The organism is Pseudomonas sp. FW305-70, from assembly GCF_058783925.1.
This window is the reverse complement of sequence record NZ_JBYSYZ010000013.1, coordinates 105644-123714: the sequence shown is the minus strand read 5'-3', so window position 1 is coordinate 123714 and position 18071 is coordinate 105644. Positions and strand designations below refer to the sequence as shown.

The following is an 18071-nucleotide window of genomic DNA, read 5'->3' as shown; positions in this document are numbered from 1 at the left end:
GTCATATTTGGAGGAAGGGGACTACAGGTTGTTGCTGGTTTTTCAACGTGAAATGGCGAGAGGTAAAAATGCTTACAGCGTTCTCAGTCGCTTCGCATTACCTCTCGGTAGAGGGTGCCTCGGACAATGTCGGGTGTTTCGAGTTTTACAGTGGCTGTGCTGACCTCTTCGTCGGAGCGCCGCCCGGAGCCAGCCCGCTCCCACAAGGGGCCTGAGTCGTGTGGGTGGTTCAGACTGGTGAGGTTGTCTCGACGCTGCCGAACGACCCCTACAGGCTTACTCGGTCATGACTTCTGGCGCTTGGCGCGAGGCTGCTTCCAGATCCATCAAGCCTCTACCGTACGCTTCACTGTTGGCATAGAGGCCAGTCCGGTTCGCCGTCGCCAGCAGACGCTCGCGCACTTGCTGCGCAGTGAGCTCGGGGTAACGACTTTGCAGTGCCGCCAATGCTCCGCTGACCAGCGTGGCAGCAGGCGAGGTGCCAGCTGTCTGGGTGTAGGTGCCATCCTTGTTGGTGGTCAGCAGGCCTTGCCCTGCACCGGAGTCGCCACCCGGTACAGCAATGCACCAGGCTGCCGCCACGCCACAATAGTTGGATTTGGCATTGATGGCGCTGCCGTCGTTTTTCAACGCAACCACCGCGATCCAGCCTTTTTCCAGTTCGGGTAGGGCGACAGGCAAGCCGGGTTCAGCCAAGGGTTCTCGTTTCAGTTCATTGCCGGTAGGGAAAACAAAGACGGCGCCGTCCTCAACCAGTTTCCGCGCGGTCACCAGTGATTGCGGCATGACTTGCTTGTAACGCGCCTCGTTGATTTCGGTCGCAGGAATGGCGTTGGCCCACGAGTTGTTGAGGATGCGCGCGCCCTTGTCGAAACCTGCTTGCCAGGACTGAGCGATTTCACGGTCGAAGAAAAAGGGTTCGTTGTCGTCGCCGAAGCGATAGGGGATCAGCTGTGCGTTGAACGCGACGCCGTGCATGCCCTGATTATCCTTGTTGGCTGCGAGGATGCCGGCCATCTGGGTGCCGTGACCGACCCGATCAAAAGTGCCGACCTGATTCTCGACATGGTCAAAACCCGGATCACGGAGCCTTCCTCGAAACGCCGGCAGGCTGCTGTTCAGACCCGAATCGATCAGTGCGACAGCTACATCCTGGCCGGTGCCGCCGCGGGCATAAAGACTTGATGCGTTGACAATCGCCAGACCTTTTTGGGCCTGATACTCCGGCGTTTCAAATGCTGCTGTGTTCAGGGAAGGCTGTTGCGCGACGGTCAGGCATCCGTTCAAAAGAAGGGGGAGTGCGAGGGTGCAGGCAAGCGGAAAAAAGTGTTGTGGGGACATGGTCGTTCCTTGATAAAGATCCGCGTATCTCAGGCTTCCTGCATGATGGATACCTGGCGGAAGTTGATGGCGGTAAACCATACCGGGTGATGTAAGGCCGAGATCAGTGGGCAAAGTGCCTCCTGTGTTTCAACCTATGGCCAAGGGGCGGTGGGTTGGGACGCTGTATCATCCCGTAGCGTTTTCGCCCCCGACCTTTTCTCGACTCGCTGCAATCGCCGGCTAGGCTTTTGACTCCGCAGCGGTCAATGGAGTGACAGCTTATGCACAACACCCTGGAACAGGTTTTCGGTTATCCACAGTTTCGACCCGGTCAGGAGGCGGCCGTCAGTGCCGTGTTGGCCGGGCGTTCGGCGGCGGCGATTTTCCCCACCGGTTCCGGCAAATCCCTTTGCTACCAATTGCCGGCGTTGTTGCTGCCGCACCTGACGCTGGTGGTCTCGCCGTTGCTGGCGTTGATGCAGGATCAACTGGCGTTCCTGCAACGCCACGGCATCTCGGCGGGCAGTATCGATTCGGCCCAGAGCCGCGATGACGCCAGCGATGTCATGGCTCGGGCAAAATCCGGTGAACTGAAGATTCTGATGATCTCGGTGGAACGCCTGAAGAACGAGCGCTTCCGGCATTTTCTGCAGCAAGTACCGATCTCGCTGCTGGTGGTGGACGAGGCGCATTGCATCTCCGAATGGGGGCACAACTTTCGCCCGGACTACCTCAAGCTTCCCGACTATCAACGCCAGTTCAATATCCCTCAGGTGCTGCTGCTGACCGCAACGGCGACGCCCAGGGTCATCGCCGACATGCAGGCGAAGTTCGCCATCGCCACCGACGATGTGGTAACCACCGGTTTCTATCGCCCGAACCTCAATTTGCTGGTGGAACCGGTTCGTGGAGCGGACAAGCGCAGACGCCTCGTCGAGTGGATGAGCCTGCGTGCGGACCAGCCCAGCATCGTCTACGTCACCCTGCAAAAAACGGCGGAACACATCGCCGAACACCTGAACCGCAACGGCATTCAGGCCGAGGCCTATCACGCCGGGTTGCCTCATGAACAACGGGAAGCGATCCAGCGCCGCTTCATGGGCGGGCAGTCCAATTGCATCGTTGCCACCATCGCCTTTGGCATGGGCATCGACAAAAGCGACATCCGCAATGTGGTGCATTTCGACCTGCCCAAATCCATCGAAAACTACAGCCAGGAAATCGGTCGCGCCGGGCGTGACGGGCAGCCGTCGGACTGCCTGGTGTTGGCCAACCGCGACAGCCTCAACGTGCTGGAGAACTTCGTCTACGGCGACACCCCCGAGCTCGATGGCATTCGTTGCGTGCTGGACGAGATGCTTGCCGCAGCACCCGAAGGGCAGTGGGAGTTTCTGCTGGGGCCGTTGGCGGATCAGAGCAATATTCGCCAATTGCCGCTCAAGACCTTGCTGGTGCAACTCGAACTGCGCGGGTTGATCGCACCGCGTTACGCCTACTACGCCGAGTACCGTTTCAAGTATCTGGAGGAGCCCGAGGCACTGTTGGCGCGTTTTGAAGGCGAGCGCAGGGATTTTGTCGCTGCGATCATCCAGACCTCCAGCCGCGCCCGGACCTGGGCTACGGTGAATTTCGAGACGTTGCACGAGCAGCATCAGGCCGAGCGCAGTCGGGTGGTCAAGGCGCTGGACTACTTCCAGGAGAAGGGTTGGGTGGAGCTCGAAAGCAAGCAGATGACCGAGGTCTACAGCGTGCTGCAAAGCGGGTTCGACAGCGCCGCGTTGAGCGAAGAGCTGCACAGTTATTTCACTCGGCATGAACACACCGAGATCGCGCGGATTCACGCGATGCTGGATCTGTTCGCCACCGACCGTTGCCTGGGCTATCGCCTGGCCGAGTATTTCGGCGACCACAATGCTCCGCAGCAATGTGGTCATTGTTCGGTGTGTCATGGGCATGTGGCGCGGCTACCGGCACCACCAGAGTTGCCGGCGCTTGTGGATAAAAATTTCGAAGCGTTGTGTGGCGACTTTATCCACAGGCACGAGCAGCACACGGACAACGTGCCTTCGGCTGAACGCGTGACGCGGTTTCTGTGCGGGATCAGCGTGCCGCTGTTCACCAAACTCAAGGCACGGGCGATTCCCGGATTTGCGGCGCTGGAAGATTATCCGTACGCCGAGGTACGCGGGTGGGCCCAGCGGCATCTGGCAGGCTGAACCACAACCCTTGTGGGAGCGAGCTTGCTCGCGATGAGGCCGGCACATTCAACAGTGATGGTGACTGACAAATCGCCATCGCGAGCAAGCTCGCTCCCACAGGGATTTACGGTGTACTCAAAGGGCTATATCCATCCGCTGAATGTTGCTCATCACAGGAATAAATTTCAAAAATGTGCAGTGGCTGACTATGGTGGTGGCTGTCTTCGGATCGCCAACAAGAGAACAAAACATGAGCCAGACACCGTCGAATATTCAGCGCGCCGCCGTCATCGGCGCGGGCACCATGGGCCGTGGCATTGTCATGTGCCTGGCCAACGCCGGAGTGGCCGTGCAGTGGGTCGACAACAATCCGCAAATGCTGGAACAGGCAATGGCAACCGTGGCGGACACCTATGCCCACAGTGTGCGTCAGGGCCGCATTGATCAGGCAGAAGCCGACGCCCGTATCGCGCGCGTAACGGCGGCCGATGGTTATGTGGCCATCCGCGATGTCGACCTGGTCATCGAAGCGGTGTACGAAAACCTTGAGCTCAAGCAGAAAATCTTCCGTGAGCTCGATGGCCTGCTCAAACCTGAGGCGATTCTGGCGAGCAATACTTCGGCGCTGGACATCGACGCTATCGCGGCAGTCACACGCCGGCCACAGCAAGTGCTGGGCCTGCATTTCTTCAGCCCGGCGCACATCATGAAGCTGCTGGAGATCGTCCGTGGCGCGCAGACTGCTCCGGCAGTCCTTGACGCGGCGCTGACGCTCGGCCAGCGCATGGGCAAGGTCAGTGTAGTGGCGGGCAATTGTGACGGTTTCATCGGCAACCGCATGCTCAATACCTATGTGCTTGAGGCGCGGAAAATGCTGCTCGAAGGGGCTTATCCCTACCAGGTGGACGCAGCGCTGCAAGGGTTCGGTTTCGCCATGGGGCCGTTCCGCATGTTCGACGTGGTAGGCGTCGACCTGCAGTGGCGAGCACGGCAACTGTCCGGTGTCGGGCAGGACGCGCCTGAAGTTCAGGTGGACAATCGACTGTGCGAGATGGGACGTTTCGGCCAAAAGAGTGGCAACGGTTTTTACCATTACGAACCGGGCAGCCGGCAGGCCGAGCACGATCCGCAGGTCGATGCACTGGTGCTTCAAGTCAGTGAAGAGCTGGGATTTCAGCGTCGCGAGATCGGCCCGGAGGAGATTCTCGAGCGCTGCTTGCTGGCACTGGTCAACGAAGGCGCGAAGATCCTGCAGGAAGGCATTGCCGGATCGGCTCGGGATATCGATCTGGTCTACCTCAATGGTTACGGTTTTCCGGCGGACAAGGGCGGGCCGATGGCCTGGGCGGATCAACAAGGGCTGGCGGATATCCATCGGCGCCTGATCGATCTTGAGACGCGTCAGGGCGATCACTGGAACCCGGCGCAGTTGATTGGAGAGTCGGCGGTGGCGGGCAAGGGCTTTGCTGACATGTGATTGATGTGGCGCCTGCAAGGCCGCCTTCGCGAGCAAGCCCGCTCCCACATTGGATATCGGTCGTACACAAAATTTGTGTTCACCGAAGATCAATTGTGGGAGCGGGCTTGCTCGCGAAGAACGATAACGCGGTTTTCGCCTTAGACTTGGTGAACTCATTCCAGGATGCAACGCCAATGCCCCAACGCACCGACTACCCCCACTTCCAGCCCATCACCACCCGCTGGCACGACAACGACGCCTACGGTCACATCAACAACGTCACCTATTACAGCTTCTTCGATACGGCGGTGAACACTTACCTGATCGAAGTCGGCGGCCTGGATATCCATGACGGCGAGGTGGTGGGGTTCGTGGTGAGCTCCTCCTGTGATTACTTTGCGTCCATCGCGTTCCCGGATCGTATCGAGATCGGTCTACGCGTGGGCAAGTTGGGCAACAGTTCGGTGCAATACGAACTGGCCGTGTTCAAGCAAGGCGAGGATGAAGCCTGTGCGGCAGGGCGCTTCGTGCATGTGTTTGTCGATCGCGGGTCGAATCAACCCGTGGCGATTCCTGCCAGGTTACGCGGGGCGCTGGAGCGTCTGGTGGTTCAGTAAGGCAAAAAAAATCGCAGCCCTTGGGCTGCGATTTTTGTTGTACTGATCAGCGAGGCGCTCGAGGCCTTAGTCGCGGTAGTACTTGTGGCGGTGCTTGCGATGGCCATAGGCATGGCCGCGGCCTGGATGGCCGTCACGGTAGTAACGACGATCACCATGGCCGCGATACGAACGACGATCGTCGTCGTCATCATTATCGTACTCTTTGCCCATGTAGTTACCCAGCGCGCCACCGGCGCCGCCGCCTGCTGCTGCGCCGATCAGGCTGCCGGTGGTGCCGCCCACGCTGCGGCCGACCACGTTACCGCCCGCGGCGCCCAACGCACCGCCAATGGCCGCTTCGCCACGGCTGTGTTTGTTTGCGCCGACGGCACTACCACCCGCGCCGCCCAGGGCCGCGCCGATGGTGGAGCCTGTACTGCCGCCTAACGACTGACCGACGACCGAGCCTAGAACCCCGCCCAATGCGCCGCCTACACCGGCTTCGGTGGTGCCGCCAGCAGACGCGATACCGCTGACCAGGCCAAGGGACAACAAGAGAATCGAGGAGAACTTCATGGAGGAACCTCAAGGGGATGACGGCGCGATCCTGAGGCTCTGGAATGGGCGTGACAATCGAAATCCGACGAATAACACGACTTGTATACAATATTGCAAGTTGCTGTTTTTTGGGCGGAACTTAACGTTTTTTTGCCGGTCTTTTACTACTTCGCAAAGGCCGTTTCCATGAGGAAACGGCCTTTTTTGTGGGTGAAAGGAAAGTACAGAATTCGGAAAGTCTGTTGTTTGATCTACCGCATTCGCGAGCAAGCCCGCTCCCACATTTGATCTTCAGCGAACACAAATTTTGTGTACGCAAGAGATTCAATGTGGGAGCGGGCTTGCTCGCGAAGAGGCCGGCTCAGGCGACGCGTTACGCAGACCTGGCCATGATCAACCCGGTCTCGCTCGCCGCTTCCAACCGGATCGCCACGAACTTCGATGTCGGGGTATGGCTGCCATCGCCGGTGCTTTCCAGCGGCACCAGCGGATTCACTTCCGGGTAGTACGCCGCCGCTTGCCCGGCCGGGATGTCGAATGCCAGCAGTGTGAAGCCCTTCACCCGACGTTCGACACCATCGTCCCAGAGCGAAACGATGTCAGCCTTTTGCCCCGGTTTGAAGCCCAGGCGAATGATGTCGGCCTCGTTGACGAACAACACGTCGCGTTGTCCCTTCACCCCGCGATAGCGGTCATTCAGGCCGTAGATCGTGGTGTTGTACTGATCGTGGGAGCGCATCGATTGCATGATCAGGTCCGGCAGCACACCGGTGGCGCGGGTGCGTTCGTGCACCAGGTCTTTGGGCAGTGCGTTCGGGCGGAAGTTGGCCCGGCCCGAGGCGGTGCTCCACTTGCGTGCGCCGGCACTGTTGCCCAGGTAAAAACCGCCGGGATTCTTGACCTTCTCGTTGAAGTCGTTGAAACCGGGAATGGTCTCGGCGATCAGGTCGCGGATGCGGTTGTAGTCGGCCACCAGCCAGTTCCAGTCCACCGGGTGGCTGCCCAGGGTCGCGGCAGCGATGCCGGCCAGGATCGCCGGTTCCGAGCGCATCTGGTTCGACAGCGGCTGCAACTGGCCATTGGAGGCGTGGACCATGCTGAACGAGTCTTCGACGGTTATTGCTTGCGGGCCTTCGTTCTGGATATCGATGTCGGTGCGGCCCAGGCACGGCAGGATCAACGCGTCCTTGCCGTGGGTCAAATGGCTGCGGTTGAGCTTGGTGCTGATCTGCACGGTCAGGTCACAGTTTTGCAAAGCCTGGAACGTGCGCGGGCTGTCCGGCGTGGCCTGGGCGAAGTTGCCGCCCAGGCCGATGAAGACTTTCGCCCGGCCTTCGGCCATGGCATGAATCGCCTCGACCACGTTGTGGCCGTTGTGGCGTGGCACCTTGAACTGGAAGCGGCGCTCCAGGGCATCGAGAAAGGCTGCCGGCGGACGTTCGTTGATGCCCATGGTCCGGTCGCCCTGCACGTTGCTGTGACCCCGCACCGGGCACAGGCCGGCACCCGGGCGGCCAACGTTGCCGCGCAGCAGCATCAGGTTGGCAATCTCCTGGATGGTCGCCACCGAATGGCGATGCTGGGTGATACCCATGGCCCAGCACATGATGACGTTCTTGCCCTTGGCGTACATGCGCGCCGCTTGCTCGATCTCGACCAGGGTCAGGCCGGACTGCTCGACGATCTGCTCCCACGGGGTGTCGTCGATGGCCGCCAGGTACTCCAGCACATTGACGCTGTGCTCATTGAGGAAGTCATGGTCGAACACCGCGGGTGCGCCGGTTTTCTGTGCGTCGCGCTCCCACAACAAGATAAATTTCGCCATGCCGCGCATGATAGCCATGTCACCGCCCAGGGCCGGGCGGAAGAACGCGGTGTTGGTCGGTTTGTCGCCGTTGGTGAGCATTTCGATCGCGTGTTGCGGGTGCTGGAAACGTTCCAGGCCGCGTTCCTTGAGCGGGTTGATGCACACCACTTGCGCACCGCGTTTCACCGCTTCACGCAGCGGTTCGAGCATGCGTGGGTGGTTGGTGCCGGGGTTCTGGCCCCAGACGAAAATCGCATCGGCGTGTTCGAAGTCGTCGAACGTCACGGTGCCTTTGCCGACGCCGACACTTTGCGACAGCGCCACACCGCTGGCCTCGTGGCACATGTTCGAGCAGTCAGGGAAATTGTTGGTGCCGTAGGCGCGCACGAACAGCTGGTACAAATAAGCCGCTTCGTTGCTGGCACGGCCCGAGGTGTAGAACTCGGCCTGGTCCGGGCTCGACAAGCCGTTCAGGTGTTTGGCGATCAGTGCAAAAGCGTCGTCCCAACTGATCGGTTTATAGCGGTCCGTTTCGGCGTCGTAGCTCATCGGCTCGGTCAGGCGACCCTGGTATTCGAGCCAGTAGTCGCTCTGCTCCAGCAACGAAGTGACGCTGTGTCTGGCGAAGAATTTGGCGTCGACACGGCGCTTGGTCGCTTCCCAGTTCACCGCCTTGGCGCCGTTCTCGCAGAACATCACCATGCCCTTTTCCGGAGAATCGCCCCAGGCGCAACCCGGGCAGTCGAAGCCACCGTTCTGGTTGGTCTTGAGCATGATGCGCAGGTTTTTCAGTGCGTTGTCGCTGGTCAACCAGGCCTGGGCCACACTGATCAGAGCACCCCAGCCACCGGCAGGACCTTTGTAGGGCTTGTAGCGAGGGACGGGGGTCTGGTCGGCTTGACGGTGTTGACTCACGCTTGATTCTCCAACGTTGGGCTGTAGACCCGCGGCGCATTCTTCTGTGGCAAATGGATGAGGTTGAGGTTGTGGCGCCGAGCCCATTGCACGGCAAGGCCCGTGGGCGACGACAGGCTGACCAGGGTCTGGATGCCGGCGCGCAGGACTTTCTGGATCAATTCGAGACTGCAGCGGCTGGTGACAATCGCCAGCCCGCCGGCGGTCGGGATGTTTTGGCGGACAAGGGCACCGATCAGCTTGTCGAGGGCGTTGTGTCGGCCTATGTCTTCGCGGCCCATCAGCAACTCGCCCTGGTCGTTCATGAACACCGCTGCGTGCACCGCACCGCAATGCTGGCCCAACGGCTGGAAGGCGCCGATGCGCTGGCGCAGGCCATCGAGCCATTCAACGGGTGGCAGCGGGGCGCCGGGCAATACCTGAAGGTCCGGCAACGCCTGCTCGACCGCTTCTACGCCGCACAGCCCGCAACCGCTGGTGCCGGCCAGTTGCCGACGCTGCTGCTTGAGGTTCCAGAAGGCGCGATTGGCGATGGTCACTTGCGCGTATTGCGCCGAGCCCGAGCCGCTCAGTTGCAGGTCGTAGATGTCCGTGGCGTCCTGGATGATGCCGCTGCCCAGGCTGAAGCCGACAATGAAGTCCTCCAGATCCGTTGGCGTTACCAGCATGACCGCCTGGCTGATGCCGTTATAGGCAATCGCCAACGCGACTTCCTCGGCCAGCGCGGTGCTGTCCGATTCGACGCTTTCCGTTTCGGTGGGGCGGAAATTGCTGTAGCTGTACGTCTGGCTGGCGGCGGGCGCGGGCGTTTCGAGGGCAGGCGCCGCGCAGGCAGGGCGCTTGGTGTTCATGGCATCACCCACGGTTTGATCAGCTTTAAGACTAGGCGCGGCAAACTGTCGCGTCTAATCGCTAATACTGATCTACCGATAGATGCCGTCGATCAAGCGCTCGCCAGTGATTGCTGATAGATCGCGAAACAGGCTTCCGCCAAGGCCGAGCGTGGCGCGCTGCGACGCATGATCAGCCCCAGGCGGCCAAGGGTCTGGGCGTTCTCGATCGGTTGCAGGCGCAAGTGTTCGGTCAGTCCTTCGAGGCCGCCGTCCAGGGGCATCACGGCGCAACACAGGCCGCCGTGCACGGCTTGAAGCAGTTGATGGACGGCATCGGTCTGCAGCAAGGGTTGTGGGGTGAGGCCGCGGCTATGGAAGTTATGGTCGATGGACTGGCGAAAGTGCATGCCGCTGGTGAGCATGCCCAGTGGCAGTTCGATCAACGATTCCCAGCTCAGCGGCGCCTCGCCAAAGGTGAAGAAGCGTTGGTCGTAGAGCAGACCCATGCGGGTTTCGCTGAAGGCCAGGGAGTCGAAATGTTCGGCGTCCAGGCGTTCCAGGTAGGAAACACCGAGATCCAGGCGATTGTTCGCCAGTTGTTCGAGGATCTGTTCCGAACTCAACGCTGAAAGCTCGAAGCGCAGGTTCGGGTGTTGGGCGTGCAGGCGTTGCAGCAGGGGCAGCGGATCGAAGTTCGACAACGGCACCATGCCCAGGCGCAACGTGCCGACCAGATTGCCGCGACAGGCAGCGGCCTCGGCATACAAGCCGTCATAGGCCGCCAACACCGTGCGCGCCCAGGCCAGCACCCGCTCGCCCGGCGCGGTGAAGCCTTCGAAGCGCTGGCCGCGATTGACCAGCGGCAGCTCGAGTTCTTCTTCGAGGCTGCGCAGGCGCATGGACAGGGTCGGCTGGGTGATGTGGCAGCGTGCGGCGGCCTGGCCGAAATGGCGGGTTTCGTCGAGCGCGATGAGGAATTTCAGCTGCTTGATGTCCATCTTCGCTCCTGGGCGCGGGAAGGGGCGGATTCTATCGCAAGCGGGGTCATTGGTCGGGTTGGATTCGCAAGTGGCGGCCGTGGTCTAGGCTTTTGCGTCTGGAACCCCAACCCCAAGGAGAGTGCACCATGAGTCTTTTGAGCTTTGTGAAGGAGGCAGGCGAAAAACTGTTGGATTTGCTGACGCCAGGCAACGCCAATGCCAGTGAGCAGTTGAAGGAGCACATCAAAAAGGTCGGGCTGGGCAACCCGAATGTGCAGGCGACGGTCGATGGTGACAAAGTGACCGTGACCGGCGAAGTGGCAAGCCAGGAAGAGAAGGAAAAAATTCTGTTGGCCGTGGGCAATATTGCCGGGGTTGGCAGCGTGGATGATCAGATCACTGTGACCGGGCCGGTGGTGAAGGCCGCGGTGTTTGTCACCGTCGTGAAGGGCGACACCCTCAGCGCGATTTCCAAGCGCGTGTACGGCGATGCCAACAAGTACAACAAGATTTTCGAAGCCAACAAACCGATGCTGTCGCACCCGGACAAAATCTACCCGGGGCAGTCGTTGCGGATTCCCGAGTAAGTCGTCAAACCGCGTGATGGCCATCGCGGGCAAGCCACGCTCCCACAGAGTCTGAGCCGTTTCACAATGGATGCGAACGACGCAGATCCTGTGGGAGCGTGGCTTGCCCGCGAAGCAGGCGCCTCGGTATCAAAGTCCTGCAATCAAATCCCGATAATCCCCGACCGCCGCAAACTCCGCCGTATCCTTCGGCCCCTTGCGACTATCCGGCTCGCGCACGGCCAGCAAATGCGCCACACCAAAATCCCGCGCACTGCGCAGGATCGGCAAGGTGTCGTCGATGAACAGGCTGCGCGCCGGATCGAAATCGATATCGGCTTGCAGCGCATCCCAGAACTGCGGGTTTTCCTTGGGGAAGCCGTAGTCATGGGAACTGATCAGGCGTTCGAAGTAGGGTGCCAGTTCGATTTTTTCCAGCTTCAACGACAGCGCATCCCGATGGGCATTGGTGATCAGCACCACGCGCTTGCCGGCCCGTTTGATGGCCGTCAGAAAGGTATCGGCATCCGGGCGCAGGGCGATCAGATGCGCGGTTTCCAGTTTCAGGTCGCGCACCGACAGCTTCAGTTCGGCACTCCAGAAGTCCAGGCAGTACCACTGCAACTGGCCGGCATTGCGCTCGAACAACGGCTGCAATTCCATCTCGGCCATGGCCCGGCTGACCCCGTGCAATTCGGCGTAACGCTGGGGCAGGTGCTCCATCCAGAAGTGGTTGTCGAAATGCAGGTCAAGCAACGTGCCGTCCATGTCCAGCAGAACGGTATCGATGTCGGACCAGGGTAATGAAGGCATGGCAACGTCTCGGGCAGTAGAAAGATTTCTGGCGTAAACAAACGGGAAAGCCGCGTTATAGTAGCGCGTTCACGCCAAGGAGCTTTGCATGCGCCAGAAACCCACCATACTCGCCCGCGAAATTGTCGCCACCAGTCGATTGTTCTGCGTGGAGGAGCTGAAGCTGCGCTTTTCCAATGGCGTGGAGCGTACGTATGAGCGCCTGGTTGGCAAAGGGGCCGGGTACGGCGCGGTCATGATCGTGGCGATGCTCGATGCCGAGCATGCGGTGCTGGTCGAGGAGTATTGCGGCGGCACCGATGAATACGAAATGTCTTTGCCCAAGGGTTTGATCGAGCCGGGCGAAGACGTGTTGGCGGCGGCCGAGCGTGAGCTCAAGGAAGAGGCCGGGTTCGGCGCGCGACAGCTGGAGCACCTGACCGAGTTGTCGCTGTCCCCCGGTTACATGAGCCAGAAGATTCAGGTGGTGCTGGCCACCGACCTCTACGAAGCGCGCCTGGAAGGCGACGAACCCGAGCCGATGCGGGTGGACAAGGTCAATCTGCGTGAACTCTCGGCGCTGGCGCAAAACCCGCAATTTACCGAAGGCCGTGCCTTGGCGGCGCTGTACCTGGCCCGAGACCTGTTGGCTCAGCGCGGAGCGTTCCAGTCATGAATTTCCCGCATCCGTTGATGGCACCGGTCATTGAGCTGGCCCTGCGAGCCGGTGATGCGATCCTGCCGTTCTGGCGTACAGGCACGGCCGTCACGGCGAAGGCTGATGATTCGCCGGTGACCGCTGCTGACCTGGCCGCGCACCACCTGATTCTGGCCGGACTGACGGCGCTGGATCCGGGCATCCCGGTGCTCTCCGAAGAGGACGCCAACATTGCGCAAAGCGTGCGGGCCGGATGGCAGCGCTGGTGGCTGGTCGATCCGCTGGATGGCACCAAGGAGTTCATCAGCGGCAGCGAAGAGTTCACCGTCAACATCGCCCTGATCGAAAACGGTCGGGTGGTGTTCGGCGTAGTGTCGATGCCGACCAATGGGCGTTTTTACGTTGGTGGTGCGGGGCTCGGCGCCTGGCGCGGCGATAAAGGTGGTACGCCCGTGGCGATCAAGGTGCGTGATGCATTAGCGCCCGGAGAGTCGTTCACCGTGGTGGCCAGCCGTCGCCATTCGAGCCCGGAGCAGGAACGTTTGCTGGCCGGATTGAGTGCCAGTCTTGGCGAGCTGCAACTGGCCAACATCGGCAGTTCGCTGAAATTCTGTTTGCTGGCTGAAGGGGGCGCGGATTGCTATCCGCGTCTGGCACCGACTTCGCAGTGGGACACGGCGGCGGCGCAAGGTGTGCTGGAAGGCGCCGGCGGTGAAGTGCTGGAGTTGAGCGGTGAGCCGTTCAGCTATCCGGCGCGGGAGTCGCTGTTGAATGCGTTCTTTCTGGCGCTGCCGGCGAAAGCGGCTTGGCGGGAGAAGCTGCTGGAATTGGCACGCTCCTGAGATTCACACCGTTCTGTGGCGAGGGAGCTTGCTCCCGTCGGGTCGCGAAGCGGCCCCCATGTTTTGTTGCGGCTACTGCGTAGCCGAGCGGGAGCAAGCTCCCTCGCCACAGGGTTTCTACTGATCTGAAGTTCAGCGGTGCAACACGTACTGCCCGACAAACCTCACCGCATCTTCATCACGACCTTCATTGACGACCCGCGTATGCAGCGTCAACCGCGCTCGGCTGTACCGCTGGAACGTGGTCAGAAATTTCTTCCAGATCACCGGATCCGGCGCCTGGCAAATGGCGTTGGCATCGCCCGTCACCGGCAGCGGATAGCTGATCTGCCCTTCCTGAATCACGATGTGCCCGTCCGTGATGCCTTCTTCCTTCAGGCGCAGATGCAGCCAGCCCCAACCGGCCAGGACCGCGCCGCAATACAGGCTGCCGCCGAACATGGTGCTCTTGTGGTTGACGTTGGCGTCCAGCGGCAAGTGCAGGCGCAGTTGCTGGTCATGCCAGTCGAGCACTTTGAGGCCCATGTCCCGGGTGAGGGGAATGTCGTGATGGAGGACTGATTCCAGTTGTCGACTGTCGCGGCTCATTCAGGGGGCCTCTTGCTTGAAGTGGATGATTGGACGGTAGCTCAGTCGAGGTCGTCAGGGTGGGCCGAAGCGCCACTGTCCGAGAAGCTCAAACCGTGCTTGCGCAGTTTGTCGTGCAGGGTCTTGCGCGGAATGCCGAGGGCTTCGGCGACGCTGCGCACGGAGCTGTGCGAGCGCGCGAGTTCGGCGGCGATGAGGGTTTTTTCGAAGTTCTCCACTTGCTCGCTCAACCCACCGCTGACCACTTCGGCCATAGGGCCAGCGCCGCCTTCCGGCGTGCTGTTGTCGAGGGCCAGTTCCAGCCCGAGGGCAAAACGCTCGGCCGCATTTTGCAGCTCGCGTACGTTGCCGGGCCAGGTGTGGCGCAGCAGCAAGGCACGTTGTCCCGGTTGCAGTTCATGGGGCGGCAAGCCGTGGCGGGCACTGGCTTCATCGGCGAAATACTGGAACAGCATCAGCGCGTCTTCGCCCCGTTCGCGCAAGGGTGGAATCCGCAGCGGCGCGACGTTCAGGCGGTAATACAAGTCGGCACGAAAGCGCCCTTGGTCCGCTGCCTGGCGCAGGTCTTCCTTGGTCGCGGCGATGATGCGGATGTCCAGGGGGATCTGTTGATTGCCGCCCAGGCGTTCGACCACGCGCTCCTGCAGCAAGCGCAGCAATTTGACCTGCACATCCAGGCTCATGCTTTCGATTTCATCGAGGAACAAGGTGCCGCCATTGGCGAATTCGAACTTGCCGATGCGGCGTTTCTGCGCGCCGGTGAAGGCGCCGGGCTCGTGGCCGAACAGCTCGCTTTCGACCACTGATTCGGCCAGGGCACCGGCATTGATCGCCACGAACGGACCGTTGCGACGGCTTGATAGATCGTGCAGCGCCCGGGCCACGACTTCTTTGCCGGCGCCGGTTTCGCCGAGGATCAGCACGTCGGCCTTGGTCGCCGCCAAGGCGCCGATCTGCTCGCGCAGGCGCAGCATCGAAGGTGAATGGCCAACCAGGCGGGCGCTCAGCTCGTTGCGGTCGCTCAAGGCCAACCGCAGGCTGCGGTTGTCCAGCACCAGCCGGCGCAGGGCCAGCGCGCGGCGCACGCTGTCGAGCAAGGCGTCGCTGGCGAACGGCTTCTCGAGAAAGTCATAGGCCCCGGCGCGCATGGCCTGCACCGCCAGTGGCACATCGCCGTGGCCAGTGATCAGCAGCACCGGCAATTCAGGGTCCTGGGCGTGCAGTTCGGTCAGCAGTTCCAGACCGTCCATGCCAGGCATGCGGATGTCGCTGACCACCACACCCGGCCAGTCGCGCTCCAGTTGCCCGGCCAGGCCCTTGGCTTCGGCCAGCGGCAGGATCTTCAGGCCGGCCAGATCCAGCGTCTGGCTCAAGGCCTGGCGCAAGTGGGGATCGTCGTCGATCAACACGACCTGAATGCGGTTGTCGATGGTCATGCACTTCGGTCCTCGGACGGTTGCAGGCTCACGCCTGGTGCGCCTGCGCGCAGCTTCAGGGTAATCAGGGCGCCGCCTTCCTTGTGGTTGGCGAACGACAGTTCACCGCCGAAGGCGCGCATCAGGGTTTCGCAAATCGCCAGCCCCAAACCCAGGCCCTGGGTTCGAGTCTTGGTGGTGTAGAACGGCTCGCTGGCGCGTCCAAGGGCCTCCATGCAAAAGCCCGGGCCGTTGTCGCGAATGTACAGGTTGACGCCTTCGGTCGTGGATTGGGCACTCAACCAGAGTTTGCGTGGCGGGCCTTTTTCCGTCAGGGCATCCAGGGCGTTGGCCAGCAGATTGCCGAGCACCTGGCGCAGGCGGGTTTCCCCGGCCTCGACCCACAGGGTGGCGGCGGGCAGATCACGGATCAGCTCGACGTCCATGCTGCGTCGGCGCTTGGCCAGCAAGGCCAGGGCATCATCCAGCGCCGGTTGCAGGGCCACGCTTTCCGGGGCATGCCGGTCGCGCCGGGCAAAGGCGCGCAGGTGGGCGATGATCGAGGCCATGCGACCGGTCAATTCGCTGATCAGCTTGAGATTGCCGCGGGCATCGTCGGTGCGCTGGTGGTCGAGCAATATCTCGGCGTTTTCCGCATAACTGCGAATGGCTGCCAGTGGCTGATTGAGTTCATGGCTGATGCTCGCCGACATGGTGCCCAGTGCCGACAGTTTGCCGGCCTGGACCAGATCGTCCTGGGCGCGGACCAGCTCCTGCTGGGCCTGCTCGCGTTCCAGTACTTCCTGTTTCAGGCGCCGGTTCAGGCCTTCGAGATCGCTGGTGCGCTCGGCGACCCGGCCTTCCAGTTCGCGGCGGGCCTTGGCTTCGAAAGCAATGCGATCAAGGTAATGGCGGCGGCGCTGCATCATCAGGCCAAGCAACAGCATCACCACCAGCAGCGTTGCACCGCCGATGGCCACCACCGTGCGCACCGGGCGGTCGATCAAGGTGCGCGGGGCGAGGATGCTGACATTCCAGCCGGTTTCGGCGATCTGCTGGGTCTGGGTCAGCCAGGCGTTGGGGTTGAGCTCCAGCGGTTTGGGATCGCGGGTTGGATAGGGCTGGATCGCAGTGATGGCTTTGCTTTCGGCCTCGCTCAACGGACGGGTCGAGCGGAATCGCCACTCCGGTCTCGAGGTGAGAATGACCACCCCGTTGTGGTCGGTCAGCAGCAGTTGTTCCGGGGTTTTGCCCCAGAGGCTTTCGGTGTGGTCGAGGTCGACCTTGACCACCAGCACCCCTACGATTTTTTCGCCATTGCGTACGCCGGCGGCGAAGAAGTAACCGCGCTTGGCGGAGGTGGTACCCAAACCAAAGAAGCGCCCGAGCCGCCCGGCCATGGCTTCGCTGAAATACGGCCGGAAGGAAAAATTGCGCCCGACAAAGCTGTCGTGTTTGTCCCAGTTGGAGGCGGCCAGCGTCTTGCCGGTGGCGTCCATCAGGTACATGACTTCGGCACCGGTCTGGGTGGCGATATTTTTCAGCAGGCGGTTGGCATTGCCCTGGGTGACGCCATCGTCCGGTGCACCGACAACAGCGCGCAGGGCCGGCAGGTCACCGAGGATTTGCGGCAACACTTCATAGCGGTGCAGGGTGCCCAACAGGTTGGCGACATAGAGGTCGAGGGTCTGACGATTCTGGCTGGCCAGTTCGCTGCGGTAATAGCGCTCGGCCAGGTGCTCCAGCGGCCACAGCAATGGCGCCAGGCACAGTGCCAGCAGGGCCAGGCTGCGCCAACGGGGTCTGGGGGGGAGAGTTGGTTTCATGAGCAGCATGCGCCTATGGGTACAGGCGCATTATGCCTAGGCTTGCCCGCCTTGGGTCAGCGGCATCTTGAAAGGCGAGTTTCAGCCGGTCTTTCAGGCAAAGACGTCGGCGTCCTTGAAAAACACGCCGGCCTGATCTTTAGCCGACAGTTGCGGTGTGCCTTCGAGTTGCCAGTCGATGGCCAGGTCCGGGTCGTCCCAGCGAATGCTGCGTTCGGCCGATGGCGTGTAGTAGTCGGTGGTTTTGTACAGGAACTCGGCAAATTCGCTCAGTACGACGAACCCGTGGGCAAAGCCTTCCGGGACCCAGAGCTGCCGATGATTGGCGGCGGACAGCCGCACGGCGACCCATTTGCCGAAGTGCGGCGAGCTGCGACGGATGTCCACGGCGACGTCCAGCACTTCACCGACGGTGACGCGGACCAGTTTGCCCTGGGTATTTTCCAGCTGGTAATGCAGGCCGCGCAGTACACCCTTCTGCGAACGGGAGTGATTGTCTTGAACGAACTCAGTGTCCACCCCGGTGGCCTCTTTGAAGGCCCGGGCGTTGAAACTCTCGTAGAAGAAACCACGCTCGTCACCAAAGACCTTGGGTTCGAGGATCAGAACACCGGGCAGGTCGGTGGTCACTACGTTCATGGTGGGCTCTCCAGTTGCATGCGTTTAATGGCCGCCATTCTTGCGCAAAGTGCCATTCGAGGCGAGTGCCAGA

16 protein-coding genes are annotated in these 18071 nt (G+C 61.3%); 6 read left to right on the top strand and 10 right to left on the bottom strand.

Annotated elements, in window-relative coordinates; translation table 11 throughout:
- Nucleotides 1–276: 276 nt before the first annotated feature.
- Nucleotides 277–1341, bottom strand: a complete 1065-nt coding sequence (locus AC3WN7_RS12950; protein ID WP_095964519.1) for a S8 family peptidase — start codon at nucleotides 1339–1341, stop codon at nucleotides 277–279.
- Between the two features lie 263 nt (nucleotides 1342–1604).
- Here AC3WN7_RS12950 and AC3WN7_RS12945 point away from each other — a divergent pair, with 263 nt between their 5' ends.
- The 3 genes from AC3WN7_RS12945 to AC3WN7_RS12935 all read left to right on the top strand — a co-directional run bounded on the left by AC3WN7_RS12945 (nucleotide 1605) and on the right by AC3WN7_RS12935 (nucleotide 5597).
- Nucleotides 1605–3539 (top strand): RecQ family ATP-dependent DNA helicase, encoded by a 1935-nt coding sequence (locus tag AC3WN7_RS12945; RefSeq protein ID WP_095964520.1) that lies wholly within the window; start codon nucleotides 1605–1607, stop codon nucleotides 3537–3539.
- 232 nt (nucleotides 3540–3771) lie between these two features.
- Complete coding sequence (locus tag AC3WN7_RS12940; RefSeq protein WP_102673944.1) at nucleotides 3772–4998, top strand: 3-hydroxyacyl-CoA dehydrogenase; 1227 nt, start codon at nucleotides 3772–3774, stop codon at nucleotides 4996–4998.
- Nucleotides 4999–5174: 176 nt separating this feature from the next.
- Nucleotides 5175–5597, top strand: coding sequence for an acyl-CoA thioesterase (locus AC3WN7_RS12935; protein ID WP_095964522.1), 423 nt, complete (start codon nucleotides 5175–5177; stop codon nucleotides 5595–5597).
- Between the two features lie 66 nt (nucleotides 5598–5663).
- Here AC3WN7_RS12935 and AC3WN7_RS12930 read toward each other — a convergent pair whose 3' ends face one another.
- The 4 genes from AC3WN7_RS12930 to AC3WN7_RS12915 all read right to left on the bottom strand — a co-directional run bounded on the left by AC3WN7_RS12930 (nucleotide 5664) and on the right by AC3WN7_RS12915 (nucleotide 10690).
- Entirely contained in the window at nucleotides 5664–6155 is a 492-nt protein-coding gene (locus AC3WN7_RS12930; RefSeq protein ID WP_095964523.1) for a glycine zipper domain-containing protein, read from the bottom strand.
- Between the two features lie 355 nt (nucleotides 6156–6510).
- Entirely contained in the window at nucleotides 6511–8859 is a 2349-nt protein-coding gene (locus AC3WN7_RS12925; RefSeq protein WP_102673943.1) for an FdhF/YdeP family oxidoreductase, read from the bottom strand.
- Nucleotides 8856–9710 carry a formate dehydrogenase accessory sulfurtransferase FdhD gene (gene fdhD, locus AC3WN7_RS12920; protein ID WP_095964809.1) on the bottom strand — a complete coding sequence of 285 codons (855 nt, stop codon included), beginning with the start codon at nucleotides 9708–9710 and terminating at the stop codon, nucleotides 8856–8858. The genes AC3WN7_RS12925 and fdhD overlap by 4 nt, the downstream gene beginning before the upstream one ends.
- Nucleotides 9711–9802: 92 nt before the next feature.
- Nucleotides 9803–10690: a LysR family transcriptional regulator gene (locus AC3WN7_RS12915; protein ID WP_095964525.1), complete on the bottom strand. Its 888-nt coding sequence runs from the start codon at nucleotides 10688–10690 to the stop codon at nucleotides 9803–9805.
- Between the two features lie 128 nt (nucleotides 10691–10818).
- Between AC3WN7_RS12915 and lysM the strand changes: the two genes are divergently transcribed.
- Entirely contained in the window at nucleotides 10819–11259 is a 441-nt protein-coding gene (gene lysM, locus AC3WN7_RS12910) for a peptidoglycan-binding protein LysM (RefSeq protein ID WP_102673942.1), read from the top strand.
- 129 nt (nucleotides 11260–11388) lie between these two features.
- Here lysM and yrfG read toward each other — a convergent pair whose 3' ends face one another.
- Complete coding sequence (gene yrfG / locus AC3WN7_RS12905) at nucleotides 11389–12051, bottom strand: GMP/IMP nucleotidase (protein ID WP_015093038.1); 663 nt, start codon at nucleotides 12049–12051, stop codon at nucleotides 11389–11391.
- An 88-nt stretch (nucleotides 12052–12139) separates the two neighbouring features.
- Between yrfG and nudE the strand changes: the two genes are divergently transcribed.
- Complete coding sequence (nudE, locus tag AC3WN7_RS12900; RefSeq protein ID WP_095964526.1) at nucleotides 12140–12706, top strand: ADP compounds hydrolase NudE; 567 nt, start codon at nucleotides 12140–12142, stop codon at nucleotides 12704–12706.
- Nucleotides 12703–13530 (top strand): 3'(2'),5'-bisphosphate nucleotidase CysQ, encoded by an 828-nt coding sequence (gene cysQ / locus AC3WN7_RS12895; RefSeq protein ID WP_102673941.1) that lies wholly within the window; start codon nucleotides 12703–12705, stop codon nucleotides 13528–13530. The genes nudE and cysQ overlap by 4 nt, the downstream gene beginning before the upstream one ends.
- Before the next feature lie 132 nt (nucleotides 13531–13662).
- Here the strand turns inward: cysQ and AC3WN7_RS12890 are convergent, their stop codons facing one another.
- From AC3WN7_RS12890 to rfbC, 4 genes are all read right to left on the bottom strand, one after another.
- Nucleotides 13663–14118 carry a YiiD C-terminal domain-containing protein gene (locus AC3WN7_RS12890; RefSeq protein ID WP_095964528.1) on the bottom strand — a complete coding sequence of 152 codons (456 nt, stop codon included), beginning with the start codon at nucleotides 14116–14118 and terminating at the stop codon, nucleotides 13663–13665.
- A gap of 41 nt (nucleotides 14119–14159) precedes the next feature.
- Nucleotides 14160–15554, bottom strand: coding sequence for a sigma-54-dependent transcriptional regulator (locus AC3WN7_RS12885; RefSeq protein WP_102673940.1), 1395 nt, complete (start codon nucleotides 15552–15554; stop codon nucleotides 14160–14162).
- Entirely contained in the window at nucleotides 15551–17359 is a 1809-nt protein-coding gene (locus AC3WN7_RS12880; RefSeq protein WP_102673949.1) for a sensor histidine kinase, read from the bottom strand. Before AC3WN7_RS12880 ends, AC3WN7_RS12885 begins: the two co-directional genes overlap by 4 nt.
- A gap of 93 nt (nucleotides 17360–17452) precedes the next feature.
- Complete coding sequence (rfbC, locus tag AC3WN7_RS12875; RefSeq protein ID WP_095964530.1) at nucleotides 17453–17998, bottom strand: dTDP-4-dehydrorhamnose 3,5-epimerase; 546 nt, start codon at nucleotides 17996–17998, stop codon at nucleotides 17453–17455.
- Between the last annotated feature and the right edge of the window lie 73 nt (nucleotides 17999–18071).

What these genes read in the sequence shown, in the direction of transcription:
- AC3WN7_RS12950 (WP_095964519.1), bottom strand. Translation starts at nt 1,341, where the DNA reads ATGTCCCCACAACACTTTTTTCCGCTTGCCTGCACCCTCGCACTCCCC.
- AC3WN7_RS12945 (WP_095964520.1), top strand. Translation starts at nt 1,605, where the DNA reads ATGCACAACACCCTGGAACAGGTTTTCGGTTATCCACAGTTTCGACCC.
- AC3WN7_RS12940 (WP_102673944.1), top strand. Translation starts at nt 3,772, where the DNA reads ATGAGCCAGACACCGTCGAATATTCAGCGCGCCGCCGTCATCGGCGCG.
- AC3WN7_RS12935 (WP_095964522.1), top strand. Translation starts at nt 5,175, where the DNA reads ATGCCCCAACGCACCGACTACCCCCACTTCCAGCCCATCACCACCCGC.
- AC3WN7_RS12930 (WP_095964523.1), bottom strand. Translation starts at nt 6,155, where the DNA reads ATGAAGTTCTCCTCGATTCTCTTGTTGTCCCTTGGCCTGGTCAGCGGT.
- fdhD (WP_095964809.1), bottom strand. Translation starts at nt 9,710, where the DNA reads ATGAACACCAAGCGCCCTGCCTGCGCGGCGCCTGCCCTCGAAACGCCC.
- AC3WN7_RS12915 (WP_095964525.1), bottom strand. Translation starts at nt 10,690, where the DNA reads ATGGACATCAAGCAGCTGAAATTCCTCATCGCGCTCGACGAAACCCGC.
- lysM (WP_102673942.1), top strand. Translation starts at nt 10,819, where the DNA reads ATGAGTCTTTTGAGCTTTGTGAAGGAGGCAGGCGAAAAACTGTTGGAT.
- yrfG (WP_015093038.1), bottom strand. Translation starts at nt 12,051, where the DNA reads ATGCCTTCATTACCCTGGTCCGACATCGATACCGTTCTGCTGGACATG.
- nudE (WP_095964526.1), top strand. Translation starts at nt 12,140, where the DNA reads ATGCGCCAGAAACCCACCATACTCGCCCGCGAAATTGTCGCCACCAGT.
- cysQ (WP_102673941.1), top strand. Translation starts at nt 12,703, where the DNA reads ATGAATTTCCCGCATCCGTTGATGGCACCGGTCATTGAGCTGGCCCTG.
- AC3WN7_RS12890 (WP_095964528.1), bottom strand. Translation starts at nt 14,118, where the DNA reads ATGAGCCGCGACAGTCGACAACTGGAATCAGTCCTCCATCACGACATT.
- AC3WN7_RS12885 (WP_102673940.1), bottom strand. Translation starts at nt 15,554, where the DNA reads ATGACCATCGACAACCGCATTCAGGTCGTGTTGATCGACGACGATCCC.
- AC3WN7_RS12880 (WP_102673949.1), bottom strand. Translation starts at nt 17,359, where the DNA reads ATGAAACCAACTCTCCCCCCCAGACCCCGTTGGCGCAGCCTGGCCCTG.
- rfbC (WP_095964530.1), bottom strand. Translation starts at nt 17,998, where the DNA reads ATGAACGTAGTGACCACCGACCTGCCCGGTGTTCTGATCCTCGAACCC.